The sequence below is a fragment of the Kitasatospora sp. NPDC059803 genome (assembly GCF_042732255.1).
Classification (GTDB): Bacteria; Actinomycetota; Actinomycetes; order Streptomycetales; family Streptomycetaceae; genus Kitasatospora.
Genome location: NZ_JBHWIJ010000010.1, coordinates 26,615 through 34,644 on the forward strand (window position 1 = coordinate 26,615; position 8,030 = coordinate 34,644).

The window sequence follows — 8,030 nt, forward strand, 5'->3', positions numbered from 1 at the left end:
GTCCACGCCCGCGCTGCCGGCCGGACTGCACCCAACACGGCTCGCCGAGGCGCGGGTGGGGGGGGCCGCGGCGGAGCGCCGCCGGCTCGCCCGGGAGATCCACGACACCGTCGCCCAGGGCCTGGCCGGGATCGTCACCCAGCTCCAGGCCGCCGACCAGACCCGCGCCCAGGACGCCGCGGCCGCCGAGCGGCACCAGGCGAACGCGGCGGCCCTCGCCCGGGAGAGCCTGACCCAGGCCCGCCGGGCCGTCCACGCGCTGCGCCCGATCGAACTGGAGCGCGCCGCGCTGCCGGAGGCGCTGGCGGAGCTGGTCGAGCAGTGGCGGGAGCGCAACGACGCCGCCGCCGGGCTGACCGTCACCGGCGAGGCCCGCCCGCTGCACCCCGAGGTCGAGGTGACCCTGCTGCGGATCGCCCAGGAGTCGCTGGCCAACGCCGCCAAGTACGCGCGGGCCTCCCGGGTCGGGGTCACCCTCTCGTACATGCCCGGCCTGGTCACCCTGGACGTCCGGGACGACGGCGTCGGCTTCGACCCGGCCGCCGAGCCCGCCTCCCGGGCCGCCGGCGGCGGCTACGGTCTGGACGTGATGCGCCGCCGCGTGCAGCGCCTGGCCGGGCGGCTCGACCTGGAGACCGAACCGGGCGCCGGCACGACCGTGTCCGCGACCCTGCCGGCGATCAGCATGGAGGAGTAGCACCGTGAGCGACGCGACGACGATCAGACTGCTGTTGGTGGACGACCACCCGGTGGTGCGGGACGGGCTGCGCGGGATGTTCACCGCCGCCCCCGGCTTCGAGGTGGTCGGCGAGGCCGGGGACGGCGCCGAGGCGCTGGTCCTGGTTGCCGCGCTGCGCCCGGACGTGGTGCTGATGGACCTGCGGATGCCGCGGATGGACGGTGTCACCGCGATCCGCGAGATGGCCGAACGCGGCCTGCCCGGGCGGGTCCTGGTGCTCACCACCTACGACACCGACGCCGACGTGCTGCCCGCCGTCCGGGCCGGCGCCACCGGCTACCTGCTCAAGGACGCCGCCCGGGAGGAGCTGTTCCACGCCGTCCGGGAGGCCGCCCGCGGCGCCTCGGTGATCGCGCCGACCGTCGCCGCCAAGCTGCTCGGCCAGGTCCGCGCGCCCGTCCGGGAGCCGCTCAGTCCGCGCGAGCTGGAGGTGCTGGAACTGGTCGCGTCCGGGGCCACCAACCGGGAGGCCGCCGCCCGGCTGTTCATCAGCGAGGCCACCGTGAAGACCCATCTGATCCACGTCTACGCCAAGCTCGACGCCAAGGACCGCGCCTCCGCCGTCGCCGCCGCCTACAACCTGGGGCTGCTCACCCCGACCGGCCGGCCATAAGACCGACCGGTCTAAGCTGGCCGGATGCTCGAACCCGCCCTGCTGCCGACCCCGCTGGTGGACTGCACCGACGAGGTGTTCGCGCGGGCCGGAGTGGAACTGCGGCTCAAACGGGACGACCTGCTGCACCCGAGCGTCCCGGGCAACAAGTGGCGCAAGCTCGCGCCCAACCTGGCGGCCGCCGTCGCCCAGGGCCACACCCGGCTGCTGACCTTCGGCGGGGCGTACTCCACCCATCTGCGGGCGGTCGCGGCGGCCGCCGCGGCGCTCGGCCTGGAGAGCGTCGGGCTGGTCCGCGGCGAGGAGCTGGCCGACCGGCCGCGCAACTGGTCGCTGCGGGCGGCCGAACGGGCCGGGATGCGGCTGGAGTTCCTGACCCGCGCCGAGTACCGGGAGGCCACCGGCCGCGCCGCCGCCGGCACCACGGCCGGTCCGCAGGGGCGCTGGGGCCACTGCCTGGTGCTCCCGGAAGGCGGCTCCAACGCGCTGGCCGTGACCGGCGCGGCGGCGATCCCGGCCGAACTGCCCGACCTGGGCGGGCACGACGTGGTCTGTTGCCCGGTCGGCACCGGCGGCACCCTGGCGGGCATCGCGGCCGGCCTGCCGCCGGGCGCGCGGGCGCTCGGCGTGGCCGTGCTGCGCGGCGGCGAGGGCTACCTGGAGGGCGAGGTCACCCGGCTCCACCGGGCCGCCTACGGCCGGGAGTTCGACAACTGGCGGATCGACCACGCGCACCACGGCGGCGGCTACGGCAAGGTCCCGGCCGAACTGGCCGCCTTCGCCGAGCGGTTCGAAGCCCGCCACGGCATCCCGCTGGAACGCCGTTACGTGGCCAAGCTGCTGGCCGCGCTGACCGGCCTGGCCGCCGCCGGAGCCTTCCCCCGCGGCACCCGGCTCACCGCCGTCGTCACCGGCCTGCCCGACCCGGAGTAGACCCGGATCGGGCCGGAACGGCTCATCCGAAGGTCAGGTCGGCGCACGGGTCGGTGTCGGCGCCGCGGGTGTTCTCCGCTATGCCGGTGGGCACCCCGCTGGGCACGCCGCTCGGGTCGGCGGTGGCGGGGGCGGAGGACTTGGCGCCGGGGCCGCTGCCGACCGCGTCCAGCTTGGTGGCGGGGCTGGGCCGGTAGTCGCGGCCCAGGGTGACGGTGATGCCCTCGGAGCCCGGCTCCTCGACCGCGCGCGCCCCCGGGAAGAGCGCGGCCACCTGGTCGGCGGCGGCCTTCAGGGCCGGGTCGTAGCTGATCTCGGTCTGCATCCGTCCGCCGGCGGGCTTGCCGAGCGTGACGTTCTGGAAGCCCCGGGCCCGCAGCGCCTCCCCGCCGGAGGTGGACAGGCCGGGGGTGCCGACGCCGTTGACCACCAGCACGGGGGCCGCGGCCTGTTCGGGCGTGAGCGGTGCGGACGGGCCGGCCGAGGCTCCCGGGGTCGCGCCGTCGGGGCCGGGGGCGGTGGGGGAGGGCGCCGGGGTGTCGGTGCCGGAGGTGCTCTGGCCGTCCAGGGTGCGGTCCTCGCGCAGCAGCCGCCACAGCGTGTTGGCGTCCGGCTGGACGAGCTGGACGCGCTCGCCGGCGAAGCGCCAGGGCGCGGTCACGAAGGTGATGTCGGACAGCTTGATGTCCTGGAGCGAGCGGGCGAAGTCCACCAGCTTCATCGCGGTGCCCAGCCCCTCGTCCACGGTGAGCGAGCGGGTGGCCGCGTCGGCGAGCGGGAGCAGCGTGGGCAGGGAGAAGCCCTGGCCCTGCACCTTCTTGATCATCGAGGAGACGAAGGCCTGCTGGCGCTTCATCCGCCCGATGTCGGAGTTGTCGCCGAAGCCGTAGCGGGCCCGCAGGTAGTCCACGGCGGGCTGGCCGGAGAGCTTCTGCATGCCCTTGCGGAGGTGTATGCCGTGCGAGTCGACGTTGTTGGGGACGCAGACGTCCACGCCGTTGATGGCGTCGGCCATCGCGGCGGCGCCCTTGAAGTCGACCACGATGGTGTGGTCGATCCGCAGGCCGGTGAGCGTCTCGACGGTGTTCTGCGTGCAGGCCGGGTTGCCCTTGGGGAACTCGCCGATGGTGAAGGCCGAGTTGAACATCTGGTTGTTCCGGGGCGTGGTCCAGGTGCCGCTCGGCAGCTTGCAGGACGGGATGGTGACCAGGGTGTCCCGGGGTATGGAGACGCCGACGGCGTGCTTGTGGTCGGCGTAGACGTGCACCAGCATCGCGGTGTCGGAGTGGCCGACGCCCTCGTCGCCGCCGCCGATCGCGCTGTTGCCGTCGTCGCGGGTGTCCGAGCCGAGCACCAGGATGTTCACCGGCAGTTGGGCGCCGGGGGTGACCGGGGCGGGCGCGGGCGGGCGCTCGGTGGCGACGCCGCCCGGGTCGAAGGTGGTGATGTTGTGGTCCAGCGGGTGGTAGAACCAGGCCCCGGCGCCCACGACGGACAGCACCAGGACGGCGGCCAGGCCGATGGCTGTCCGCAGGTAGCGGCGCCTGCGCGTGCTGCTGCCCATCCTCCGTGTCCCCCCGTCTTTCCGTCTCTCGTGTTCGATGTTCGAACATTAGACGTTTCGACGGGCTGTTCGGTTACCTCTGCCGGCGGCCCGGATTTCGCTCCGGGGCTGTGATGCTGATCACGCCCCGGATGCTGGTCACGCTCCGGGGCCGGCGGCGCCGGTGAGCATCCGGCGGAGCAGGTCGCGCAGGACGGCCCGCTCGTCGTGGCCGAGGGCGGCCAGCGGCTCGCGGGCGAAGTTCAGCGATTCGCGCAGTTCCTCGGAGGCGGTGGCGCCGGTGCCGGTGGCGGCGACCAGCTTGACCCGGCGGTCCTGCCGGTCGGCCTCCCGGGTGACGAAGCCGCGGGCTTCGAGCCGGTCGACGATGCCGGTGATGTTGGACGGCTCGCAGCTGAGCGTCTGGGCGATCTGGCGCATCGGCATGGGGCCGCGGCGCAGCAGGGCGAGCACCTTGGCCTGGGCGCCGGTGAGCGAGCGGGCGGCGGCCGCCTCCTCGTACTCGCGATGGAACAGTGCGACCAGGTTGGCCATCAGATCGACGACCTCGCGGGTGATCTCGTCGGACTGCGGCGTGGCGGTCCGGGTCGACTGGGTGTCCATGTCCGAGAGTCTACCTGAAAAGTTGACAACATGAACCTTTCATGCCCATCGTTACTTCAGTAGCTCAACCTTTCATGCATCGGAACCACCTAAGGAGCGCCTCCCATGGCAGAGCAGGCCGCACCCGCGACCGCCCGTGAATGGCACCTCGCCGCCCGACCCCAGGGCTGGCCGGTGCCGACCGACTTCGCCCTGGTCGAGGCCCCGGTCCGGACCCCGGGCCCGGGCGAGATCCTGGTCCGCAACGCCTTCCTGTCGGTGGACCCGTACATGCGGGGCCGGATGAACGACGTGAAGTCCTACGCCCCGCCGTTCCGGCTCGGCGAGGCCATGGAGGGCGGCGCGGTCGGCTACGTGGTCGCCTCCGGGGCCGAGGGCTTCGCCCCGGGCGACGCCGTGCTGCACGGCCTCGGCTGGCGCGAGTACGCCACCCTGGACGCCCGCCACGCGGTCAAGGTCGACCCGGCCGCCGCCCCGCTCTCCGCCTACCTCGGCGTGCTCGGCATGCCCGGCCTGACCGCCTACGCCGGGCTGCTCGCCGTCGGCGGCCTCAAGAAGGGCGACAAGGTCTTCGTCTCCGGCGCGGCCGGCGCGGTCGGCAGCATGGTCGGCCAGATCGCCAAGCTCAAGGGCGCCTCGCTGGTGGTCGGTTCGGCCGGCTCGGCGGAGAAGGTCGCCAAGCTGGTGGACGTCTACGGCTACGACGCCGCCTTCAACTACAAGGACGCCCCGGTCCACGAGCAGCTGGCCCAGGCTGCCCCCGACGGCATCGACCTCTACTTCGACAACGTCGGCGGGGAGCACCTGGAGGCCGCGATCGGCGCGCTCACCGTGCACGGCCGTGCCGTGCTCTGCGGCGCGATCGCCCAGTACAACGACACCACCGCCCCCGCCGCCCCGCGCAACCTGGCGCTCGCGATCGGCAAGCGGCTGCGCCTGGAGGGCATGCTGGTCAGCGACCACGCGGCGCTGCAGTCGCAGTTCGTCGCCGACGTGGCCGGCTGGCTGACGTCCGGTGAACTGCGCCACGAGGAGACCGTGGTGGACGGCTTCGAGCGCACCGCGGACGCCTTCCTCGACCTGCTGCGCGGCGTCAACACCGGCAAGATGGTGGTCCGCCTGGACGGCTGACCCTCCGTCAGCTCGCTGACCGCCCCGCCGCCCCCCACCGGGCGTGCGGGGCGGTTTGCGTACGGGCGCAGGGGAATCGGTCGCACTACCGCATTCCGGCCGGATCCGAAAGTGCGTCATCCACGGTGCGGGGCGGCGCGGTACGGTGGGTCCCGCCTGGCGATGGGGCCGTTCGGGGGAGAGATCCGGCCGAGGGGTAGACCTCGTTGAGGATTCGACTAGCATTGAGCGAAAGCCTGTCCGTTTTGCTCAATTTAGTAGCTTAATGTCGGCTAACGTGGGTAACTGTGGATCAACTGCAGGCACGAGGCAGCTGGGGAAGGCGACCCTCGTCCACAGCCTGGAGGTCCCGGTGACGACACGTGGAGTTCTCTACATCCACTCCGCGCCCCGCGCGCTGTGCCCGCACGTCGAGTGGGCCGTCGCGGGGGTGCTGGGTGTACGGGTGAGCCTGGACTGGATCCGCCAGCCGGCCTCGCCCGGACACTGGCGTGCCGAGCTTTCCTGGCAAGGGGAGCCCGGTACGGCCTCGAAGGTCGCCTCCGTACTGCGCGGTTGGCAGCTGATGCGGTACGAGGTCACCAGTGAGCCCTGCGCCACGGCGGAGGGGGAGCGGTACAGCAGCACGCCCTCGCTCGGCATCTTCCACGCCGTCACGGGCATCCACGGCGACATCCTGATCCCCGAGGACCGGCTGCGCGCCGTCCTGCTGCGGGCCCGCAGCGAGGGGGCCGACCTGGAGGCCGAGATCTCCCGGCTGCTGGGCAAGCCCTGGGACGACGAGCTGGAGCCGTTCCGCTACGCGGGCGAGGGGGCACCGGTGCGCTGGCTGCACCAGGTGGTCTGAGCCGGCGGGCGCACGACGCACGAGAGGGGCCGGCGAGCGCCGGCCCCTCTCGGTGCGTTCGGACCAGGTGCGTACCGAGTCGGTGCGTACCGGGTCGGTGTGCGGACTAGCGGGAGCGGAAGGCCAGCACCACGTTGTGGCCGCCGAAGCCGAACGAGTTGTTCAGCGCCGCGATCCGGCCCTCGGGCAGCGGGCGGGCCTCGCCGCGCACGATGTCCGCGTCCACGTCGTCGTCCAGCTCGTCGACGTTGATGGTCGGCGGGGCGATCCGGTGGTACAGGGCCAGCACGGTGGCGACGGTCTCGATGCCGCCGGCGCCGCCCAGCAGGTGGCCGGTCATCGACTTGGTGGCCGAGATGGCGATGTGGTCGAGGTCGTCGCCGAGCTCCTTGCGCAGCGCCTTCAGCTCGGCGGTGTCACCCTGCGGGGTCGAGGTGGCGTGCGCGTTGACGTGCACGATCTCGGCCTTGTCCAGGGTGTTGCGGTCGAACAGGTCGGCCAGTGCGCGGGCCACGCCGGCGCCGGTCGGCTCGGGCTGGGCGATGTGGTGGGCGTCCGAGGACAGGCCCTGGCCCACGGCCTCGCAGTAGATCCGGGCGCCGCGCGCCTCGGCGTGCTCGACCGACTCCAGCACGACCACGCCGGCGCCCTCGCCCAGCACGAAGCCGTCCCGGCCCTTGTCGTACGGGCGGGAGGCGCCCTCGGGGTCGTCGTTGTTCTTGGACATCGCCATCATGTTGGCGAACGCGGCGATCGGCAGCGGGTGGATCGCCGCCTCGGTGCCGCCGGCCACCACGACGTCGGCGCGGCCGGTGCGGATCATCTCGATCGCGTAGCCGATCGCCTCGGCGCCGGAGGCGCAGGCGGAGACGGGGGTGTGCACACCCGCGCGGGCGCCGACCTCCAGACCGACGTTGGCCGCCGGGGAGTTGGGCATCAGCATCGGGACGGTGTGCGGGGAGACCTTGCGGGCGCCCTTCTCCTTCAGCACGTCGTACTGGTCGAGCAGGGTGGTCACGCCGCCGATGCCGGAGGCGATGACGGTGCCGAGGCGCTCGGGGGCGAGCTTGGAGGAGTCGTCGGTGGCCGGCGTCTCGTAGCCGGCGTCGGCCCAGGCCTCACGGGCGGCGATCAGCGCGAACTGGGCCGAGCGGTCCAGCTTGCGGGCCAGCGGCCGGGGGAGGATCTCGCCCGGCTCGACGGCCGTGCGGGCGGCGATCTTGACGGGCAGCTCGGCGGCCCACTCCTCGGTCAGGGCCGCCACTCCGGAGCGTCCTGCGACCAGGTTCTCCCAGGTGGTGGCGGCGTCGCCGCCCAGCGGCGTGAAGGCGCCGATACCCGTGACGACCACGGTACGGTTTTCAGCGGTCACTGGTTCTTCTTCTCTCACGATCGTGGGGTCGGCGGCGAGCCGAGGAAGGGCCCGGGCGGGGCGCCCGGGGGGGGAGCCCGCCCCCCGGGGGGGGGCGGGGGGCGGGGCCCGGTGACCGTCAGGGGGGGCGCTTCCGGGGGGGGGGGGGCAGGGGCTGTGGTGGCACAGGGGATTCTGGTGGTGTTTTTAACCCCGGCCCGCGACTCGGCCGGGCGCACGGCGCTGGAG

General features: G+C 73.5%; 8 protein-coding genes. 5 read left to right on the forward strand and 3 right to left on the reverse strand.

Annotated elements, in window-relative coordinates:
* The 3 genes from ACFV6I_RS03060 to ACFV6I_RS03070 form a co-directional block, all read left to right on the forward strand.
* Window positions 1-697, forward strand: a 697-nt coding sequence (locus ACFV6I_RS03060; RefSeq protein ID WP_380423394.1) for a sensor histidine kinase, incomplete at its 5' end; no start/stop codon positions are given.
* Window positions 698-701: 4 nt separating this feature from the next.
* Window positions 702-1,352, forward strand: a complete 651-nt coding sequence (locus tag ACFV6I_RS03065) for a response regulator (RefSeq protein WP_380423395.1) — start codon at window positions 702-704, stop codon at window positions 1,350-1,352.
* Window positions 1,353-1,376: 24 nt separating this feature from the next.
* Window positions 1,377-2,285 (forward strand): 1-aminocyclopropane-1-carboxylate deaminase/D-cysteine desulfhydrase, encoded by a 909-nt coding sequence (locus ACFV6I_RS03070; protein WP_380341009.1) that lies wholly within the window; start codon window positions 1,377-1,379, stop codon window positions 2,283-2,285.
* 22 nt (window positions 2,286-2,307) lie between these two features.
* Here ACFV6I_RS03070 and ACFV6I_RS03075 read toward each other — a convergent pair whose 3' ends face one another.
* Together ACFV6I_RS03075 and ACFV6I_RS03080 are read right to left on the reverse strand one after the other, a co-directional pair.
* Entirely contained in the window at window positions 2,308-3,849 is a 1,542-nt protein-coding gene (locus tag ACFV6I_RS03075) for an LCP family protein (protein ID WP_380423396.1), read from the reverse strand.
* Window positions 3,850-3,987: 138 nt separating this feature from the next.
* Window positions 3,988-4,452, reverse strand: a complete 465-nt coding sequence (locus tag ACFV6I_RS03080) for a MarR family winged helix-turn-helix transcriptional regulator (protein ID WP_063347464.1) — start codon at window positions 4,450-4,452, stop codon at window positions 3,988-3,990.
* 105 nt (window positions 4,453-4,557) lie between these two features.
* On the opposite strand from ACFV6I_RS03080, the gene ACFV6I_RS03085 reads away from it, so the two are divergent.
* Both ACFV6I_RS03085 and ACFV6I_RS03090 read left to right on the forward strand, forming a co-directional pair.
* The gene (locus ACFV6I_RS03085; RefSeq protein ID WP_380423397.1) at window positions 4,558-5,583 is read left to right on the forward strand and encodes an NADP-dependent oxidoreductase; all 1,026 of its coding nucleotides are present in this window, start codon (window positions 4,558-4,560) and stop codon (window positions 5,581-5,583) included.
* 352 nt (window positions 5,584-5,935) lie between these two features.
* Window positions 5,936-6,430, forward strand: coding sequence for a DUF3145 domain-containing protein (locus tag ACFV6I_RS03090; RefSeq protein WP_380423398.1), 495 nt, complete (start codon window positions 5,936-5,938; stop codon window positions 6,428-6,430).
* A gap of 106 nt (window positions 6,431-6,536) precedes the next feature.
* Here ACFV6I_RS03090 and fabF read toward each other — a convergent pair whose 3' ends face one another.
* Window positions 6,537-7,802: a beta-ketoacyl-ACP synthase II gene (fabF, locus tag ACFV6I_RS03095; protein WP_063347461.1), complete on the reverse strand. Its 1,266-nt coding sequence runs from the start codon at window positions 7,800-7,802 to the stop codon at window positions 6,537-6,539.
* Window positions 7,803-8,030 lie beyond the last annotated feature (228 nt).